Genomic DNA, 19,738 nt, shown 5'->3' with positions numbered 1-19,738 from the left:
TCTCATGCTCATCTACGCGCATCGCGGTGCGAGTGCCGATTTTCCAGAACTCACCATGGCCGCCTACGAAGGCGCAGTTGAACAAGGCGCCGACGGCTTCGAGTGCGATCTGCGCATCACCAAAGATGAAGTACCTATCTTGTGGCATAACGCTTCGATGCTCGAACGGGCTGGCAACCGAGGCCTCATTGCTGAGATGACATATGAAGAGGTATCTCAGGCATACCCGCAGGTGCTCACCCTTGATACTTTCTTAGATTATGCAATCGCCAATAAGAAAGGTGTGCTTTTAGAAACTAAGCATCCCGTCTTTTCCGGCAACCGCGTGGAAGAGTTACTAGTTGCCGCACTCCATGAAAAGAAAGCGCTTGCAAAAATTGCAGTCTCGGTCATGTCATTTAGTTGGCTAGCGGTGGAGAAGATGCGCAGATTAGATTCAACAATTAATACAACATTTCTTATGCATAAAAATACGCCATGGTTTCAGGCACGTTTTTCATCTAGTGCTGCAATCGGACCAGGAATGAACGAGTTACGTGCCGAGCCAGTGATTGCGAAAAAGATCCAGTCGCTAGGGCGTTCGCTCAATGTGTGGACCGTCGATAAGGATGAGGACATTCGGTTGTGCCACAAGTTAGGCGTAGACATTCTCATCACCAATAAGCCGGCACATGCACGTGAGGTACTCGGGTATCCTTAACCAGTGAGCACCCAAGACAGCCATACATATGCCTATTTGGGGCCGGTTGGAACTTTTACGGAAGCTGCGTTAAAAACAATTACCAGTGAAGCTGATATCTCCATTCCTTTTGCCAATGTCACCGCCGCACTCGATGCAGTGCGTTCTGGGAAAGCGGATTACGCACTCGTTCCGATTGAGAATTCGGTAGAAGGCGTTGTTGCACGCACCCTTGATGAACTTGCAACTGGAGAACCACTGACAATTGCTAGAGAAGTAACGCTTGCCGTGACCTTCGCTTTAATGTTTAAGCCAGGTACGAAAGAAATCAAGCGGATTGGCACACATCCACATGCCGAATCACAATGTCGGGCCTATATTGCAAAGAACTATCCGCATGCAGAAATAGTTTCTACCGCCTCAACATCTGCCGCAGCTGAGGCAGTGAGCAAGGGTGAAATAGATGCAGCTATTGCATCAAGTGCGGCTGCCCAACATTTCAACCTAGAAGTCATTGCTGAAAATATTGGAGATAACGGCGGCGCCGTCACCCGATTTATCGCCGCCCAGAAGCCGGGATGGATGCCAGAGCCGACCGGACACGATCGCACCTCAATTGCCGTCTTTATCGATATCGACCATGCGGGAGCGCTCCTTGAAATTCTGCAAGTCTTTGCCCAACACGATGTAAACCTGACATTCATCCAGTCACGTCCAACGGGTCGCGAACTTGGTCACTACCATTTCATCATTGATGTCGAAGGTCACATTAAAGATGCGCCAGTCGGTAAATCCGTGGAAGAGCTCCGCGAAATCTGCGACGACATTAGATTCTTAGGATCTTATCCACGGGAGGTGCGCGCATGATTGATATCAAATTCTTACGTGAGCACCCAGATGTTGTCCGTGCATCACAAAAGGGGCGCGGTGAAAGTGTTGAACTCGTAGATCAAATCCTCGCAATTGATGAGAAGAAACGCGCTGCGGTAAAAGAGTTTGAAACGCTACGCCAAGAACAGAACACCCTTTCCAAGAGCGTTGGCGCAGCTAAAGGTGATGAGAAAGCAGCGCTGCTTGAGAACGCGAAAGCGCTGGCAGATAAAGTTAAAGCAGCCGATAGCAAGCGCGCCCAAGTAGAAGAACAGACCAAAGCGCTAATTTTGCAACTCTCTAATCTATTAGACACCCAAGCACCGATAGGCGGCGAAGAAGATTTCCTCATCATTGAACATGTTGGAACTCCTCGTGATTTTGGCAAAGACGGTTTTGCGCCAAAGGATCACGTAGAGCTCGGTAAGTTACTTGGTGCCATTGATACCGAGCGCGGTGCAAAAGTTGCTGGCTCACGTTCTTATTACCTGACCGGTGTTGGTGCGCTCCTGGAATTTGCACTCGTTAATTACGCAATCCAGAGCGCGGTAAAGAATGGTTTCACACCTGTTATTCCACCAGTGTTGGTAAACCCTGCGGCAATGGAGGGAACAGGATTCCTTGGCCAAGCAGCAGAGAATGTATATCGCATTGAAAAAGATGATGTCTATTTAGTAGGAACATCTGAAGTCCCACTTGCAGCGATGCATATGGATGAAACTCTACCGGTTGATAAATTGCCACTTCGCTATGCCGGATATTCGTCATGCTTCCGCCGCGAAGCTGGAACATATGGAAAAGATACTCGCGGAATTATTCGGGTGCATCAATTCGATAAAGTAGAAATGTTTACCTTCTGCAAGCCTGAGGATGCACAAGCAGAGCATCTGCGGTTGTTGCAATGGGAGAAAGATTTCCTGAGCGCAATGGAGATCCCATTCCGCGTAATCGATGTTGCATCAGGTGATCTCGGTTCATCTGCCACACGCAAATTTGATATCGAGGCATGGATTCCTACCCAGGACGCCTATCGTGAAGTAACAAGTACATCTAATTGCACGGAGTTCCAGGGGCGACGCTTGAATATTCGTTATAAAGACTCTGAAGGAGTCAAGGCAATTGCCACTCTCAATGGCACCCTAGTTGCTATTCCTCGCATGATTGTTGCAATTTTAGAGAATCATCAAAATGCAGATGGCACGGTCAATGTTCCAGCAGCGCTGCAACCATTTCTTGGCATGAAGAAATTTGAGGTTGTGTGAGTCTTCCTCAAGTATCGCAGCGCCGTCCAAAGCTCATTGCATCAGATCTCGACGGCACTATCGTCGCCCACTATGGCAATGTAACTCAGCGCACCATCGACGCTTTTCGTAAAGCGCATTCCATGGGAATTGAAATCTTCTTTGTTACAGGTCGCCCACCGCGTTGGATGCCAGAGATCAAAGAGGCATTTGGAATTGGTAACGCAATATGCGGCAATGGCGCCATGTTGTATGACCTGCAGAACAATAAAGTCCTAGAACAATGGCTGATGGATGCTGAAGATATCCTGGAATCTGTCAAGCGATTGCGTGCAGCGATTCCCCAGATTTCATTTGCAGTGGAATCACATAATTACTTTCACCGAGAAAAGATTTATATTCCGCGCTGGGATGTTGGTTTAGATAACATCGGAGTAGATCGCATTGAAGAAGTGATTACTTCTCCATCACTGAAGCTGCTCGCTCGCTGCTCTCAGCAGGAGCTAACATCGGATGAAATGTTAGCTATCGCATCAGTTGAATTAGAAGGCCTAGCAACTGTTACACATTCAAATCCGCATGACTCACTTCTTGAAATTTCTGCTATTGGTGTTTCAAAGGGAATGACACTGGCAAAGATGGCTGGGCGACTTGGCATTGATGCAGCAGATTGTGTTTCATTTGGAGATAACCCAAATGACTTTTCAATGCTTGAATGGTGTGGCCGATCATTTGCGATGTCTGATGGACATCCCGATGGCGTGAAGTATGCAAAGGCAGTTGCTGGTCCATGTGAAGAAGATGGTGTTGCAATCATCATCGAGCAGCTGCTCGAACTTCCTGCCTAATTACTCACTAATTTTTCGCTGAATTATTCAAGATGGCCACTTTCGGGTAATCTCTCCCACGGAGGACTCGCATAGCGGCCGAGTGCACCGGTCTTGAAAACCGGCAGGTGAAAGCCTCGTGGGTTCAAATCCCACGTCCTCCGCGCTTAACGCCAAACCCGCCTCATGCACTGGGGCGGGTTTTGCATTTCATGCGCCAGTTGTGGCTGACTTCATAAGCTATATGCGGCTCACCGCCTAGCGACTTTGCCCCAGTAAGCGCACACTTCTCTCATTAGAGAATCCCGTCACTCGGGAAAACTAGGGGAGCAGACATGTCCGGAGTTTTTTCTCCAACGCGCGCGAAGATTAAAGAGCGCACGCTACGCACAGATAAATGGTGGTTAGAACCCGCAATTACCTTCGGAGTTCTTTTCTCATTCATTATCTATGCAACCTTTAGAGCTTTTGAGGGTGCCAACTACTACAAAGATCATCTGATCTCACCTTTCTATTCACCGTGTTTATCAGAAGCCTGCGTGCCGGAAGCAACATTTCTTGGCTTTACTCCTGTCAGTGCTCAAATTTTTAACTTCGCACTTTCACCAGCACTTATTATTTTGATCTTCCCACTTGGTTTCCGTATGACTTGTTATTACTACCGCAAGGCTTATTACCGCGCTTTCTGGCTTTCACCACCAGCGTGCGCAGTTGCCGAACCACACACGAAGTACACAGGTGAAACACGCGCACCTCTTATCTTGCAGAACTCACACCGTTGGTTCTTCTATGCAGGTTTGGTCTTTAACGTCTTTCTTACCTACGACGCAATTATTTCATTTAAGAGCGTTGAGGGTGAGTGGGGACATATGAGTGTTGGTTCCCTCGTACTGCTCGTGAGTTCAACACTTCTCTGGTTCTATTCACTTTCATGCCACACCTGTCGCCACACTATTGGTGGACGTTTAAAACATTTCTCAAAACACCCAGTTCGATACAAGGCATGGACTTGGGTTTCAGCGCTTAATCACAAGCATCAACAATTTGCCTGGTACTCACTTGCTGGCGTTGCATTTGCCGATATCTACGTTCGCCAAGTTGCAACTGGCGCCTGGACAAACTTCTACTTCTTCTAAAGGATGCCGACAGATATGACTGCCAACGAATCAACTCTGCAAAGAGAGAAGTACGACGTCCTCATAATTGGTGCTGGTGGTGCAGGTTTACGTGCAGCTGTGGAGGCTCGCGAAGCAGGCTTGAGCGTTGCCATTATCTGTAAGTCACTCTTTGGTAAAGCTCATACGGTGATGGCCGAAGGCGGCGCTGCTGCATCTATGGGAAATGTGAATGATAAAGATAATTGGATGGTCCACTTTCGCGACACTATGCGTGGCGGTAAATTCCTTAACCATTTCCGGATGGCAGAACTACATGCCAAAGAAGCACCAGACCGCATCTGGGAACTTGAAATGTGGGGCGCGCTCTTTGATCGCACAAAAGCAGGAAAGATTTCACAACGTAACTTTGGTGGACATGAATATCCACGCCTTGCACACGTAGGAGATCGCACCGGCCTAGAAATTATTCGCACAATGCAACAGAAGATTGTTCAGTTGCAACAGAAAGATGGTCGCGAATTTGGCGACATGGAAGCGAAGATCAAAGTTTTCGCTGAATGCACTATCACTGAAATTCTTAAGGAGAACGGCAAAATCTCTGGTGCTTACGGTTACTGGCGTGAGAGCGGAGAAGAAGTTCTCTTTGAAGCACCTGCAGTAGTTATTGCTACCGGCGGTGTTGGAAAAACTTTCAAGATCACATCAAACTCCTGGGAAGGCACCGGAGACGGACACGCACTTGCACTCAAAGCTGGCGCGAACCTGGTTGATATGGAGTTCTTACAGTTCCACCCAACAGGAATGGTCTGGCCACCTTCAGTACGTGGAATCCTTGTTACTGAATCAGTTCGTGGTGAGGGTGGAATTTTGACTAACTCACTCGGTGAGCGCTTTATGTTTAAGTACATCCCAGATGTATTCAAAGATAAGTATGCCGATAATGAAGAAGAAGCAGACCGCTGGTATCTAGATCAAGATAACAACCGACGTCCGCCAGAGCTTCTGCCTCGCGATGAAGTTGCTCGTGCGATTAACACCGAAGTGAAATCAGGACGCGGTACTGAACATGGCGGTGTCTACCTCGATGTTTCAAAGCGCATCCCTGCTGAAGTGATTAAGAAGCGTCTTCCTTCGATGTGGCATCAGTTCTATGAACTTGCTGGCGTTGATATTACAAAAGAGGCGATGGAAGTTGGCCCAACTTGTCACTATGTGATGGGCGGAGTGGAAGTTGAACCAGATACTGCAGCAGCGGTAGGAGTTCCAGGACTCTATGCCGCGGGTGAAGTTGCTGGTGGAATGCACGGCTCAAACCGTCTTGGCGGAAACTCACTCACAGACCTTCTTGTCTTTGGTCGCCGAGCAGGTGCGGGCGCTGTTAATTATGTGAAGAGCGCGGGTGCTAATCCGGTCTCGGCTGCATCAGTTAAGGCAGCTGCCGATCGCATCGAAGCACCATTTAGTCGAGCGGGTGGAGAGAACTCATACTCACTTCACGCGGAGCTGCAGGAAGTCACACATAACTTAATTGGAATTATTCGCACGCGCACCGAGATTGAAGAAGCAATCATCAAGATTGCCGACATTCGCGCTCGCAGTAAGAACGTAGCCGTTTCCGGGGGGCGTTTATTCAACCCAGGATTCCACCTAGCCTTTGATCTAGACAACATGCTCCTGGTTGCTGAATCAACAGCTAAGTCGGCGCTATTGCGGGAAGAATCGCGTGGTGGACACACTCGAGATGATTTCCCTGGCATGAATAACAAATGGCGCCAGATCAATAACATCGCCAGCTTTGACGGCAATCAAGTCAACATTAAAGAACAAGCTTTGCCAGTATTACCTAAAGAGCTCTTTGATCTCTTTGATGTGCACGAACTTGAGAAGTACATGACACCGGAAGAAATTGCGAAAGGCGGTTCCAACTAATGGCACGCACACTTAATCTTCGCATCTGGCGAGGAGACGCAAAAGACGGTGGTCTCAAAGATGTACAAGTTGATGTCAACGAGGGCGAAGTAGTTCTCGATGTTATTCACCGTGTTCAAGCAACACAGATGGGTGACCTCGCTGTCCGCTGGAACTGCAAGGCAGGAAAATGTGGATCTTGTTCGATGGAGATCAACGGAAAACCACGCCTTGCCTGCATGACTCAGGTTGCTTCATTTGATGAGAATGAAACTATTACTGTTACTCCACTTCGCGCATTTCCTGTCATTAAAGATCTCGTTACCGACGTATCTTTTAATTATAAGAAAGCAATGGAAATTCCGGCCTATGAGCCACCTAAGGATTTAGCACCAGGTGAAGCACGCATGCAACAGGTCGATGTTGAGCGAAGCCAAGAATTCCGTAAGTGCATTGAGTGCTTCTTATGTCAGGACACTTGCCACGTAATTCGCGACCACGAAGAGAACAAGCCATCTTTTGCTGGGCCACGATTTTTTATCCGTATCGCAGAGCTAGATATGCACCCACTAGATATCTTGAAAAACCGTAAACGCACTGCTCAAGAAGAGCATGGCCTTGGAATGTGTAACATTACAAAGTGCTGTACTGAGGTCTGCCCAGAGCACATCAAGATCACTGACAACGCAATCATTCCGATGAAGGAGCGCGTTGTTGATATTAAGTACGATCCAGCTCGCATGTTTGCCGGTCTTCTCAAGCGAGAAAAGCGCAGCTAACACTGAAGGCGGTCTGGCTAGTCTCACTTGGGGGAGTTCTCGGCTCTCTTACCCGCTGGATACTTTCTTTAATAATTCCACACAGTGGTAACGGAACACTTGCCGCCAATCTACTTGCAGTAGCTTTAGCAATCTTCTTCCTAGTGTTGATGGAGCGTCGCGGCATTACAGAGCTACGTTATTTCTTACTTCCAGGTTTCTGCGGCGGACTTTCCACATTCTCTGCTGTGACATATGAAGCTGTGGCACCTGATGAAGCTGGATTTACTTACTTATTAATCAACGTGGTTGCCTCATTGATAGTGGCTTACCTTTCACTTAAAATCGCGCGAAAAGTTGTGAAGGCTCGAATATGAATGTGTTCATGGTCATTATTGGCGCAGCTATCGGGTCCCCTGCACGATTCTTAGTTGATCAATATTTCAAGAAATTTACAGATAAACCTGCTGGAACTTTCATAGTAAACATTCTCGGCTCATTTCTTATCGGGCTCACTTTTGCAACAACCGAGCACTGGCACGATTTTCTGGCCGTTGGCTTTGCCGGCTCCTTCACAACATGGTCCACATTTATCGTTGATCTCTATCTTGGCTATGAACTCAAGCACTACAAGGTAGTTGCAATTAACCTCTTAGCTTCAATTACTTTTGGCTTACTGGCCGCTTATCTGGGCTATAACTTGGTCAGCTAGCCAAAGAGGCTAATTAATTCAAGTCTAGGCTGGCAGAAGTTCACTTTTCATTAACTTTCTAGACCCCAAGACACTCTATTTTTCCTTCGTTATGGCGTGTATTGCGTGTAACGGGACACAAAAAGTGGGCGATGTTTTTCGAGGGAGTCGTCCACTTTTTGCTTTCTATTTATCGCTCTAAGACTCGCTTCATCCACATTTCAATATCATTAGGATGGCGCGGGATGTTTTCAGAAAGATTTCTATATCCATCACTTGTTACAAGAACATCATCTTCAATACGAATACCAATACCGCGATATTCAGGTGCGAAGAGTTCATCATCAGGTTGGATGTATAGACCGGGTTCCACAGTTAATACCATGCCCTCACGCAATGGTGCATCGGAGTACATCTCTTTGCGTGCTTGGGCGCAATCATGCACATCAATACCTAAGTGATGACTTGATCCATGCAAAGTCCAGCGACGATGTAGACCTACCTCAGGCTTCATTGATTCTTCGACCGAGATGGTGAGAACTCCCATATCGGCTAAACCACGTGCCAATACTTCTTGGCATGCCTTATTTACATCAGAAAATAGCGCTCCAGGTTTAACGGCGGCAAAACCAGCGAGCTGAGCTTCATAAACAAGCAGGTAGAGCGCACGTTGTGCCGGAGAAAACCTGCCATTTATTGGAAAAGTGCGAGTGATGTCGGCGGTGTAGAAAGATTCCATTTCAACACCAGCATCGATTAAGACAAGTTCACCTGGATGCAGATCGCCATCGTTACGTGTCCAGTGCAGTACACACGCGTGTGAACCTGCGCCCACAATGGTGTTGTAACCAAGATCGTTACCTAATATGCGGGCGCGGCCATAGAAAGCGGCATCTAGTACTCGTTCACCGCGCGAGGTTTGAACAGCGGCCGGAATGGAGCTAATGACATCATTAAACCCAAGTGTTGTTGCGTGAACTGCGCGCTGCAGTTCACGCACCTCATATTCATCTTTGCATAAGCGCTGTTCTGAGATGAACGTTGCAAAATCCTTATCAGCAGGCGAGAGTGATTTCTTGCCATCAGCTAGTAACTCTTTGAGCTCACTCAAATTCCTGGTTTCAATTTGGTAGCGCGCCTTAGCCTCTGACAATGTGAATCTGCGACCTACCCAGAGTTCGCCATATCTTGCATCGCGATAGAAAGCTTCAGTATCTCTAGTTGAACGTGGGTTCATATAGAGATAGGTAATGTGTGAATCTCCACTCGGTTCAAGTATGAGTACCGCATCAGCTGTTGCATCAGGTCCTTGCACCCCGCTGTAATAAGCAAAAGCACTATCAGGGCGGTAGTTGTAATCGGTATCACCTGCGCGCACTTTGAGTTCGCCGGCAGGAATTACTAGTCGTATTCCTTGGTATGCCGCAGAGAGAACTTGCCTGCGGGAGTAAGCATAGGTAACAACTTCCAGCGGCTCTAACTCAGTGAGTTCACTTTCGGCCCAGCCACTTTTCATAAACTCAGCGAAGAGGTGCGAAGGTCCCTGATCATGGACCCGTGCGGTTTGCTCTTGCGGTGCTTGGGTATTCTCGCTGCTCATTGTGCAATCCTAGGACTTACCGCAGTAAGTTCAAGATGGATGTATCAAGGCGCATCAACGACGAAGATGGTGCCATCCCTTTCTATCGTGGGTAGCAGGATGAGGTTTCTTGTCGCCGGACCCCCAGTTGGCTTACCGGTCGTCGCTTCAAAATATGAACCATGTGCAAAGCAGACTAATTGAGAACCAGAGATCTCGACATCACGCCCCAAGTGGGTGCACCGATTGCTAAATGCAATGACGCCATCTTCGCGGCGAATGAGGATGTAACCCCGCGCTGGGTAATTAAGTGAGGGGTTACTCACCGAGATTGGCTGGTTAAGTTTTAGATTCGCACTCTTCGCTACCGCAAACTCATCTGGTGGAGGCGTGTAGGCAGGGTGCGGTGCAGTTGAAGTGGTGGGAGTTGGCTGCGTGGAAGGTTGAGTTGTAGCCGAAGGAGTTGGCTTGGCTGGTGTGACCGGGACACCTTTATTCCACACTAGCTTGTTACCAGATTTCACACATGTGTATTTCTTATCCCGCCAAATAATCGTTTGCCCCACCCGTGTGCACTTCAGAGTCGGAACTTGAGCAGCCTCAGCAATAAATGGGTTGGCAAGAAGTGCCACTCCAGTGAGAATTTGAAGAATCTGTCTGCGTGAGAAGTGTGACATGTAACGATTATTCCCTGGAATTAGGTGATGAAAGTAAACACCAGGATAACGCAGTATTAATGGAGACAAAAAGCAACACCATGCATTCATATAAAAAGTGATAACAATTTGCCTGGTTGTTACTGGAAATATAACTCTCACCTAAAGACTTCGCGCAAACCTCACCGTGAGGTATTACCTAAGGAGTAATAAATGAAGAAGAAACTCTTCGCAGCTGTATCTACGGGTGTGATTGCATCATCACTCGTTCTTCAGAGTGCATCTGCAGCAGAAGCGCCGGTCTACTTAATTCCCGCAACAGATGCCGCTTCACTTGCTGTTATCGCAACAACAGGCGACAAAATTTCAAACGAAGTACTTCGTGGAGTTCCAGATGGAATGGGCGCGATGAAAAACGCAGATGGAACACTGACCCTGCTTTCAAACCATGAAATCTCAACTGGTGCAGATATCGCAAATAAGAAAGACACCGGAACATGGGGATCATCAATTTCAAAGATGACATTCGATCCGGCAACAAAGAAGATCACAAAGATGGAAAGCTGGATGAAGAGCATGTCCTACTACAACTACGCCACCGAGAAGTGGGGTTCAACATGGGAGCAGTCACTTCCAGTAGGCACTCCAGCCACTGATGCTTATGGATCAATCATCGGCACCAACGGAATTAACCGCCTATGTTCAGGTGACTTGGTCGCGGCAGGTGGATTTGCGTATAGCGAGAAAGATGCAAAGACAAAGAAGACAGTTACCTACGGTTACAAGGATGCTGTCTACCTCACAGGTGAAGAAGGCTCTGATGACCAGTCACGTGCTTTCGCATTCGACGTCGACGGTAACGGAATCCAGCTTCCAAAGATGGGTCTTGCTCCATGGGAGAACCTTCTTACAAAGCCAGGTACAGGTAAGACAACGATTGTTATGGGAAATGAAGATGGCAACGCAACAGATAGCCAGCTTTACATGTATGTCGGTACAAAGCAGACAACAGGAGCTAACTTTGCTGAGAAGGCTGGCCTCACAAACGGCAAGCTCTACACAATTGCGCTAGAGAACTACCGCACAGATAACGCTGTTCGCACAGCCCCAAAGGGCACAAAAATCAAGGTTGGCTTCAATGAAGTTAACACAAACCCTAAGTTCGGAAAGCTTGCAACAATGTCACAAGCTAACGGAACGACATTCTCACGTATCGAAGATGGCGAGTTTGATTCAAAGAATCCAAACGTCTTCTACTTCGTTACAACAGAATCAAATAAGGATCCGCTAGCAACAACACCACGTCCAGGTGCTACATACTCACGTGATGGTGGCGCACTTTGGAAGATGACTTTTGCTGATGCAAAGGATCCATTTAAGGGTGCAACAATTGAGATGCTGCTTAACGGTACCGAAGTTCCGTACCTTACTAAGCCAGATAACCTAACCATTGATGGTGACTACATCCTGATTCAGGAAGATCCAGGCAACAATGCTCACATTGCTCGCCTAGTTGCATACCGTATCTCTGATGGCAAGCTCGCCGAGATTGCAAAGTTTGACGAGCAGTACTTCATCACAGGTGCAGCAAAGTTCATCACCCAAGATGAAGAATCATCAGGAATCATCAACGTCAACAAGTTCTTGAAGGCAAGTGGCGACACAAAGTCACATTTCTTCTTGAACGCACAGGTTCACTCAAAGCTTTCAGTGGCACGCCCAGATTTGGTTGCTGGCCTTGGAACAACTGAAGTGATGGCACTTGATAGCAAGGCAATTGAAGGCGGTCAGTACTACCACCTTGCAGTTGACTGGACAAAGGTCACATTTGCTTAATAAGTAAATGAAGATTTACAACTGAATAAGGCAGAGAGCGGTTCGCTACACAGCGGGCCGCTCTCTCGCCATTTATACAGGGGTTAGGTATGCCTGGGCAGAGGCGCTAAACTTGCCCTGCAACTCGGAGACGTCGCATAGCCCGGTCGAGTGCGCCTCACTGCTAACGAGGTAAGGTGTAAAAGCCTTCAGGAGTTCAAATCTCCTCGTCTCCGCTCAATCTTTCCTCTCTCACGCAAAAATATGAAATGCACTCTTGACCTTTGATAGGAATATTAGATACTTGGGCACACCCAAAGGGAAAGAATAATAAAAATGGCAAAAGTACGTGTTGGTGTCATCGGTGCTGGAAGTTGGGCAATCGCTTCACACCTCCCGCATCTTGCAAATCATGACGACCTCGAATTTGTGGGAATCTCACGTAAAGGTCCAGAAATCCTGAAAAAGATTGCAGATCGTTATGGATTTAAAGTCGCCTCTGAGGATTATCGCGATGTATTAAATGCCGGAGTAGACATTTGCGTGATTGGTAGCCCAACAGGATTACATCATGAGCATGCAAAAGCGGCGCTGGAGGCTGGCGCACATGTTATGTGCGAAAAGCCAGTAACCATCAACCCGACAGATGCATGGGATCTTGATGCAACCGCAAAGCGCGTAGGTAAAGAGCTCATCATTGCCTTTGGTTGGAATTACATGCCAATGATGCAAGAGGCGAAAGCTTTAATGGAAAAGTATGGAATTGGTGATTTAGAACATCTGACTATTCATATGTCTTCTATGACAAGAGAACTTCTCTCCAACACAGGTGCTTATCCGGATGCGACACCAGAATCCTTGCCTGATGAGAAAACTTGGACCGATCCAACACTTTCTGGCGGCGGATATGGTCAGGCACAGCTTTCTCACGCACTAGGTATGGGTTTGTGGGCAACTGGTGCTAGAGCTGAGTCTGGTTTCGCCTTGATGTCTTATCCAATGAATGCTCCTGTTGAAATGCACGATGCGATCAGTTATCGATTTGAAGGCGGTGCAATCGGTTCCGTCTCTGGTGGCTCTGCTCACGCAAAAGCCCATAAGGCTTACCACGCACTTGAATTAAGAGCTATTGGCTCTGATGGCCAAATCCTTTTGGACCTTGAGCGGGCAGCGGTCTGGTTGTATTACAAAGGCGAAAACATCAGATTAGATCTTGATGATGATGCCGGTTATTACAACTGTCAGGGACCAATTGACGCACTTGTTGCAGCGGGTAAGGGTGAGAAGTTTAGGAACTACTCACCAGGAGAACTCGGCGCTCGCTCGGTAGAAGCTTTGGATATTGCTTATCGAAGTGCGGCAAGTGGAAAGCTTGAGCACCGTCTGTAAGAATCTTCCGCACTGCTGATTCCTGCATTGCCCCATTTAACATCGCGCCAAGTGTTCTCTTCGGGCGCTAGTTCCACGTACTCCTCATGCTCGCCACTCGCTGTTTTAATTCGCACTTTTCCGGCGCCAATTGGCATCTCTTCAAATTCAACGTGTGTCACAGCAAGAAATTCAGAGGCGCTTTGCAAGTTAGTTGGATCTCCTGATTCCCAGAGCGCTGCAACTGCATAAGCTGGGTTCCACCACGGCCCGCCTTGTGAGGCATCCAGTATTGAGGCAACAGAAGTTGAGAGCACGACTGTGATGGATTCGATTTTTTCTTTATGCACTTCACGTAATTTCAATGCAGCAGCAAGGGCGGCATGAACAAATCCATTTGCGTCCATTAAACGAATTGCCACACCATCGATACCGTTGAGAATTTCTGATGTTGATCCTTCAACAAGGAATAGCTCAAAGAGCCCGCGAGGCCCACTCCATATTTCTTCTGCGTGTGGAGCGCCAACAAGTGCGGCATGAGCGCTTGTAATTCCAAGTGAAATAGCTGAAGCACGATTTGTTTGGGCGGCACCCTTGCGCTCGAGAACGGCTTGCGAAGAACCACCGATGTTCATAGCGCAAATATGTAGTGCTTTTACGTGTTGCTCTCTTGATAGCCCAAGTGCGATTGCAGCAGTTGTTGTTGCAGCGAATGCTCCACTGGTTGCTGTGACATGCCATTTAGATCTATGCAGTGGTCCAAAGAAATTGGCAATCGTTGCCCCGGTTCGATATCCGTAGGCAGCAGCTTCATAGACTTGCTTGAGCGTCAGACCGCGCTCGATTCCAATCGATGTTGCGATAGGCCAGATGATTGAACCTGGATGAGTGAGTACTTTCCAATTCACATCATCCATATCAAGTGCGCTGGTATAGAGACCTAAAGTCACAGCTCTTTCACTAATGCCCGAGGAGAGCGCCGGTGCGCTCACCCCATAGTGCTTTTCACCTAAAACAGCAGAGGCCACAAAATCTTGGAAGAGTATTTCAAGGCGGTTTTCTTTGATTTCAAGATTGTTTTGCGTCAGTGCTTCGATCATCAACTTTCCAAGTTTGGGATCATGCATGAGAGAGAGCCTTACTACTAGATCGTGGTCGGTAGATTGTGGGAACAACTGCTTGCGATGGGGCCTTTTCTGCAATGAGATCTAACATCAAGCGCGCAGATTGCCGCCCCATCTCTTCCGGATCTCGGTAGACCGAGGATAAATCGGAGGAGAGAAGATCAAACATGGGCCATTCATCTAGTGCGACGAAGGCAATATCGGCCCCAGGCTTAATCTTTAACTCTTTTAGTGCGTGAAGTGCTCCGGTTGAAGCACCAATGCCACCTGTAATCAGCGCATTTGGTAATTTGTTACCAGAGAACAAATCTTTAGTTTGTTCGTATGCAAATTGTTCCCCAAATTTACCAAGTCGAATTAAATCCTCATCAATTTTTATTTTTGCATTCGATAAGGCTTGCTCATAACCTTTAATTCTGTTGCGAGAGATAAAGACATCTTTTCGCCCTGACACAAAAGCAATTCGCTTGTAGCCATTCTTAATGAGGTCCGCTGTGGCTTCTCTTACGCCTTGCGCATGATCGCAGATTACAGCGCTAGCGTTGAGTCCAGTCACTTCCCGATCTAAAAGCACTACTGGGGCACCTAGTTCATTAATCGTGTTGCGAACATATGGAGAGTCTTCGGAGACAAGGGAAGCGATAACACCATCGATTCGGCGACGCTTAAAGAGTGCAAAATTCTCTTTCTCGGCATCTAAATCTCCATGTGAATTAATCAAGATGATTGAATAGCCAGCTTTACGTAATTCGTGCTCAGCGCTCTGTGCAACAATTGAAAAGAGGGGATTGGTGATATCTCGAATCATGAACCCAATCGTGTTGGTAGCTCCTTTGCGCAGTGATTGCGCCAAGTGATCTGGTTCGTATCCAAGCTGGGCAACTGCTGCCTCGACTTTTTCGCGCATTTTCTCTGAGACATCGCGATGGCCGGAGAGAACTCTAGAAACACTAGAAATTGCGACGCCAGCTTTGGCGGCAACATCATGAATCGTGATTCGATTCTTTCCCATGGTCAGCCAGGGTAGTCCTGGCACGAGGGAATGAGAATGAATCCTGGAAATTATTCCCAGAAAAGATTTCCGGGGTAAATATTGACAAAGGCAGATTCCTGCTTAGAATTAGGAATCGTTTCCAGTTTTACTATCCCAGGAGGTGCAACGTGGACCTAACCATCACTCGTGTTGAAACTGAGTCAGTCCGTGTTCCCCTAGAGCGGGTTTATAAGGGCAGTCACTACAAGATGACTCACCGCTCGACAACCATCACTCGTATCTTCACTAAATCTGGCCTCGTCGGTGAGGCTTATGCGGGAGATGAAGATGCGGGGCTACTTGAAATTGACAATATTATTCATGAAGAGCTTGCCCCATTGATTTTGGGTAAAGATGCATTTGAAATTGAAAAGCTGTGGGAGCTCTGCCGCCCGGCAACATGGGACATTCTTCGTGATCGTCGCCTTGGATTAGTGGCAACTGCCTCTATCGATGTGACTTTGTGGGATCTTCTTGGCAAGGCATATAACGCACCACTCTGGAAGCTATGGGGCGGCTATCGCTCCAAGATTCCGGTCATCACAATCGGCGGCTACTACGGAAGTGATTTAACGATTCAAGAAGAAGTTGAATACCTACTCAAAGAAGAATTTGCCGGAATGAAATTTAAAATTGGTGGACTTGAGCCAGAAGAGGATGCCAAGCGCTTTAAAGAAGCTCGACGTGTGGGTGGAGATAAGTTCCGCATTGCAGTAGATGCCAATCAGGGCTACACGGTTCCGCAAGCAATTAAATTCTCACACTTAGTTGCCGACGATAATCTCTTATGGTTTGAAGAGCCATGCATTTGGCAGAATGATAAGAAAGCGATGCGCGATGTTCGCTATATCGGCAACGTCGCTGTTACTGCCGGACAGACTGAATTTTCAGCAGCAGGCTGCCGCGATCTGATGGAGACCGGATCTATCGATTACTGCAACTTTGACTCATCATGGTCTGGCGGGCCAACTGAATGGCGCCGGGCGGCGGCTATCGCAACTGTTTATGACGTAAAGATGGCACACCATGAAGAGCCACAAGTAGCTTCACATCTACTTGCATCCATTCCTCACGGTACCTACCTTGAGTTCTTCCACCCAATGCGAGATCCCATCTGGCACAACATGATCGCCAACCGTCCAAAGCTGAAAGATGGGTATATGCAGCTCAATGACACCCCTGGGCTCGGTTGGGAACTCGACCGTGATTACATCAAGAAGTACCGGATTGCTGAACGGGTTTCAGAGCTAAAGTAAGTTCGTCCCTGACCAGGTGAATTGGTAAGTAGAAATACTGCGCACGAATACGTGCGCCTGTTCAAAAAATCTGGGTATTTCAATGCATTGTTCAATTTATAACATAAGTTTATCTTGAGTAATTGGTGAGTTTTCTATTGACACACATCACCTGGCAGGAAAGGATTCCAGTTAAGGCAAGAAATGCTTATGGGGAATTCGACACGGATCCCTCATCAAAAAACGAAGTTAGTGAAAGGTAACGGTGAACGATGAAAACTTTATCCAAAGCTCGAGTAGGTATTGTTTCGGCTTTAGCAATTGCTGCACTAGTTGGTTCAACGCTAGTTCCTGCTACAGCAGGACAGTATGAGTTCCGTCCAGCGGTCAAAGGCAGTGGTAAGGGAATCACAATCGGATATATCGGACTCGATGATGCAATCGGATTCGGTAAGGATGTTGGCGATTCCATCAAGCGTGAAGCTAAGAAAGCAGGAGCAAAGGTAATTTACTGTGACTCTAAACTTGATGCTGCAAAGGCACTAAACTGTGCAAAGACATTTAAGTTAAAGAAAGTTGACGGTATCTTGAATTTTCAGCCTGTGGCATCAGCCTCTGCAGCAATCTGTAAGGCAGGCCCACAAGTTCCAGTTATTGCAATTGATATTGAGCAAGATCCATGTCAAGACGCATTCATGGGAGCTGACAACAGCTACGCCGGTGAAGTAACCGGAAAAGCACTCGGCGAACACTTCAAGAAGACATTCAACTGTGAGTTTGATTCATTCATCTCACTCGAAGATTACGGAGTTGGAGTTGTAAACGCTGCACGTATGGGCGGATACCGCACAGGCTTCGAATCAGTTTGCGGCAAGATTGGTGACAAGTTGATCCAGATTGATGCTGGTCGTCTTGAGCCAGCTCTTGCAAAGATGAAGGATGCACTTACAACCCTTCCTAACGCAAAGAAGATTGCTGTTGTAGCAATTAACGATGAAGGTATCCAAGGCGCATTCGCTGCTGCAAGAGCAATCGGTCGCGACCAGGATATTTATGCAGGTTCACAAGGTGCAGCTGCTTCAGCTCACTGCGATATCGCTAAGAACCCTAACTGGATCGGAGCAACTGCTTACTTCCCAGAGCGTTACGGCGAGATTGGTGTTCCTTACCTTATTGACCTCATCAAGGGAAAGAAAGTTCCTTTCCAATTGAAGATCAAGCACGTCGCAGTAACTGGGGACAATGTATTTAAGTTGTTCCCAGCTTCAAAGGCGAAGTGCGCGTAATACTGCATAGGTAGGAAAACGCTTCACAACCAACTGCTAGAAAGGGTTTCTATAAATGTCGAACAAGACGGAATTGATTCGTTTGGAAGGCATTAAGAAGTCTTATAACAGTGTGGAAGTTCTGCACGGAGTGGATTTATCTGTAAACGCCGGGGAAGTCATTGCACTTCTCGGGGAGAACGGAGCAGGTAAATCCACTCTCGTGAAGGTTCTGGCGGGGGATATTCCTCCAACAGAGGGCGTTATTAAAGTTAACGGTGCCGAGTTCTCTCAGCTTGATGTATTTAAAGCGAGAGAACTCGGTATTCGTATGATTTTTCAAGAACTTAACGATGCTCCCGCACTCACCGTTGCTGAAAATATTTCTCTTGGCCAATGGCCGACATCCGGTGGAAAGATTGCGTGGAAAGAGCTGAAGGCAAAGGCAAAAGAAGTCCTTAATCGGCTCGAAGTAGATATTCCACTCGATGCAGAAGCAGGCTCACTGCGCGTGGGAGAGCGGCAGTTGCTTGAGATTGCACGAGCTCTTATTCAAAATGCAAAAATTCTTGTTCTGGATGAACCATCGGCAGCTCTTTCAAACATTGAAGTTGAGCGCCTTTTTAAAGTAATGGATCAACTAAAAGCCCAAGGTGTAGGAATGGTCTACATCACCCATCGCCTTGATGAAGTCAACCGCGTTGCAGACCGCGTACAGGTGCTCCGTGATGGCGACTCTGTACTCAATGAAGTGGCTCAAGAAGTCTCACGTGAAGAATTGGTAACTGCGATGCTTGGCCACGCAACTGTACAAAACGTACGTCCAGTAGTTTCGAAAGGAGATACTCGCGCCCTAGTTGTGAATAACCTCTCGGACGGACATGTTTTTAATGACATTTCATTTGATGTTCATCAAGGTGAGGTTCTCTGTTTATTTGGAAAAATTGGTTCTGGCACCTCTGAAATTCTCGAGAGTATTTTTGGTTTGCGCCCACTTAAGTCTGGCGAGATAAGCATGTACGGAGAGAAATTCACTCCTAAGTCTCCGCAAGACTCTACCTCTAAGAAGATTGGCTACCTGCCTGCAGACCGCCAACGACTTGGCTCCTTTGCGATTCGCTCTGTGGCCGAAAATCTCGCTGTTAGTTCATGGGATCGGATGGCTAAGTTTGGTTTTGTGAAGAACGCAGATGAAGAAAAGGCTTATGGAACATGGCAAGAAGCGCTCTCTATCAGCTCGCGCCGCGGGCCATCACAAGAGATTTCAACTCTCTCGGGTGGAAATCAGCAGAAAGTTCTTCTTGGCCGTTGGTTTGAGGCAAAGGTAAATGTGCTTCTCCTTGTTGAACCTACACGAGGTGTGGATGTTGGAGCGCGTCGTGATATCTATGAAATTATTCGTAAACAAGCGAAAGAGAGCAACATGGCTGTTCTTGTTGCCACATCTGATTATGAAGAAGTAGTTCTTCTCGCAGACCGTGCACTCGTCATTTCCCGGGGTGCAATATCTGCAGAATTTACCGATGATTTTGTTCAAGCCAGCAATCTAATAGAAGCGTCAAGTTAGGAGC

General features: G+C 47.4%; 18 protein-coding genes and 2 tRNA genes. 16 read left to right on the top strand and 4 right to left on the bottom strand.

What is annotated here, in order from left to right:
* The first annotated feature begins 4 nt into the window (after window positions 1-4).
* The 10 genes from A1sIIB76_RS06645 (at window position 5) to A1sIIB76_RS06600 (ending at window position 8,113) form a co-directional block, all read left to right on the top strand.
* On the top strand, window positions 5-700 hold the full coding sequence (locus A1sIIB76_RS06645) for a glycerophosphodiester phosphodiesterase (protein ID WP_095697312.1): 696 nt from the start codon (window positions 5-7) through the stop codon (window positions 698-700).
* A 3-nt stretch (window positions 701-703) separates the two neighbouring features.
* Window positions 704-1,546, top strand: coding sequence for a prephenate dehydratase (gene pheA, locus A1sIIB76_RS06640; RefSeq protein WP_095697311.1), 843 nt, complete (start codon window positions 704-706; stop codon window positions 1,544-1,546).
* A complete protein-coding gene (gene serS, locus A1sIIB76_RS06635) occupies window positions 1,543-2,811 on the top strand; it encodes a serine--tRNA ligase (protein WP_095697310.1) in 1,269 nt (422 codons plus the stop codon). Before pheA ends, serS begins: the two co-directional genes overlap by 4 nt.
* A complete protein-coding gene (locus A1sIIB76_RS06630; RefSeq protein ID WP_095697309.1) occupies window positions 2,808-3,638 on the top strand; it encodes an HAD family hydrolase in 831 nt (276 codons plus the stop codon). The genes serS and A1sIIB76_RS06630 overlap by 4 nt, the downstream gene beginning before the upstream one ends.
* Before the next feature lie 60 nt (window positions 3,639-3,698).
* Window positions 3,699-3,781: transfer RNA gene (locus A1sIIB76_RS06625), tRNA-Ser, on the top strand.
* 171 nt (window positions 3,782-3,952) lie between these two features.
* Entirely contained in the window at window positions 3,953-4,753 is an 801-nt protein-coding gene (locus A1sIIB76_RS06620) for a hypothetical protein (protein ID WP_095685142.1), read from the top strand.
* A 15-nt stretch (window positions 4,754-4,768) separates the two neighbouring features.
* The gene (locus A1sIIB76_RS06615; protein ID WP_095697308.1) at window positions 4,769-6,664 is read left to right on the top strand and encodes a fumarate reductase/succinate dehydrogenase flavoprotein subunit; all 1,896 of its coding nucleotides are present in this window, start codon (window positions 4,769-4,771) and stop codon (window positions 6,662-6,664) included.
* Window positions 6,664-7,422, top strand: coding sequence for a succinate dehydrogenase/fumarate reductase iron-sulfur subunit (locus A1sIIB76_RS06610; protein WP_095675402.1), 759 nt, complete (start codon window positions 6,664-6,666; stop codon window positions 7,420-7,422). Before A1sIIB76_RS06615 ends, A1sIIB76_RS06610 begins: the two co-directional genes overlap by 1 nt.
* Window positions 7,423-7,424: 2 nt before the next feature.
* Window positions 7,425-7,778, top strand: coding sequence for a fluoride efflux transporter FluC (locus tag A1sIIB76_RS06605; RefSeq protein ID WP_095697307.1), 354 nt, complete (start codon window positions 7,425-7,427; stop codon window positions 7,776-7,778).
* Window positions 7,775-8,113 carry a fluoride efflux transporter FluC gene (locus tag A1sIIB76_RS06600; protein ID WP_095697306.1) on the top strand — a complete coding sequence of 113 codons (339 nt, stop codon included), beginning with the start codon at window positions 7,775-7,777 and terminating at the stop codon, window positions 8,111-8,113. Before A1sIIB76_RS06605 ends, A1sIIB76_RS06600 begins: the two co-directional genes overlap by 4 nt.
* 169 nt (window positions 8,114-8,282) lie before the next feature.
* Here the strand turns inward: A1sIIB76_RS06600 and A1sIIB76_RS06595 are convergent, their stop codons facing one another.
* Window positions 8,283-9,692, bottom strand: a complete 1,410-nt coding sequence (locus A1sIIB76_RS06595; RefSeq protein ID WP_095697305.1) for an aminopeptidase P family protein — start codon at window positions 9,690-9,692, stop codon at window positions 8,283-8,285.
* Window positions 9,693-9,736: 44 nt separating this feature from the next.
* Window positions 9,737-10,348: a Rieske (2Fe-2S) protein gene (locus A1sIIB76_RS06590; protein WP_095697304.1), complete on the bottom strand. Its 612-nt coding sequence runs from the start codon at window positions 10,346-10,348 to the stop codon at window positions 9,737-9,739.
* Window positions 10,349-10,540: 192 nt separating this feature from the next.
* Between A1sIIB76_RS06590 and A1sIIB76_RS06585 the strand changes: the two genes are divergently transcribed.
* From A1sIIB76_RS06585 to A1sIIB76_RS06575, 3 genes are all read left to right on the top strand, one after another.
* Entirely contained in the window at window positions 10,541-12,163 is a 1,623-nt protein-coding gene (locus A1sIIB76_RS06585; RefSeq protein WP_095697303.1) for a hypothetical protein, read from the top strand.
* Between the two features lie 126 nt (window positions 12,164-12,289).
* Window positions 12,290-12,378, top strand: a tRNA-Ser gene (locus A1sIIB76_RS06580).
* Between the two features lie 100 nt (window positions 12,379-12,478).
* Window positions 12,479-13,531, top strand: coding sequence for a Gfo/Idh/MocA family protein (locus tag A1sIIB76_RS06575; protein WP_095697302.1), 1,053 nt, complete (start codon window positions 12,479-12,481; stop codon window positions 13,529-13,531).
* On the opposite strand, the gene A1sIIB76_RS06570 is transcribed toward A1sIIB76_RS06575, so the two are convergent.
* Together A1sIIB76_RS06570 and A1sIIB76_RS06565 are read right to left on the bottom strand one after the other, a co-directional pair.
* Entirely contained in the window at window positions 13,489-14,637 is a 1,149-nt protein-coding gene (locus A1sIIB76_RS06570) for an MmgE/PrpD family protein (protein WP_095697301.1), read from the bottom strand. The genes A1sIIB76_RS06575 and A1sIIB76_RS06570 overlap by 43 nt on opposite strands.
* Window positions 14,630-15,646: a LacI family DNA-binding transcriptional regulator gene (locus A1sIIB76_RS06565; protein ID WP_095697300.1), complete on the bottom strand. Its 1,017-nt coding sequence runs from the start codon at window positions 15,644-15,646 to the stop codon at window positions 14,630-14,632. The genes A1sIIB76_RS06570 and A1sIIB76_RS06565 overlap by 8 nt, the downstream gene beginning before the upstream one ends.
* Window positions 15,647-15,795: 149 nt before the next feature.
* Between A1sIIB76_RS06565 and A1sIIB76_RS06560 the strand changes: the two genes are divergently transcribed.
* The 3 genes from A1sIIB76_RS06560 to A1sIIB76_RS06550 all read left to right on the top strand — a co-directional run bounded on the left by A1sIIB76_RS06560 (window position 15,796) and on the right by A1sIIB76_RS06550 (window position 19,734).
* Window positions 15,796-16,923, top strand: coding sequence for a mandelate racemase/muconate lactonizing enzyme family protein (locus A1sIIB76_RS06560; protein WP_223298151.1), 1,128 nt, complete (start codon window positions 15,796-15,798; stop codon window positions 16,921-16,923).
* 251 nt (window positions 16,924-17,174) lie between these two features.
* On the top strand, window positions 17,175-18,188 hold the full coding sequence (locus A1sIIB76_RS06555; protein ID WP_095697299.1) for a sugar ABC transporter substrate-binding protein: 1,014 nt from the start codon (window positions 17,175-17,177) through the stop codon (window positions 18,186-18,188).
* A 55-nt stretch (window positions 18,189-18,243) separates the two neighbouring features.
* Window positions 18,244-19,734, top strand: a complete 1,491-nt coding sequence (locus A1sIIB76_RS06550) for a sugar ABC transporter ATP-binding protein (RefSeq protein ID WP_095697298.1) — start codon at window positions 18,244-18,246, stop codon at window positions 19,732-19,734.
* Window positions 19,735-19,738 lie beyond the last annotated feature (4 nt).

This window comes from Candidatus Planktophila versatilis (assembly GCF_002288265.1).
Classification (GTDB): domain Bacteria; phylum Actinomycetota; class Actinomycetes; order Nanopelagicales; family Nanopelagicaceae; genus Planktophila; species Planktophila versatilis.
This window is presented reverse-complemented; position numbering and strand designations above follow the sequence as displayed.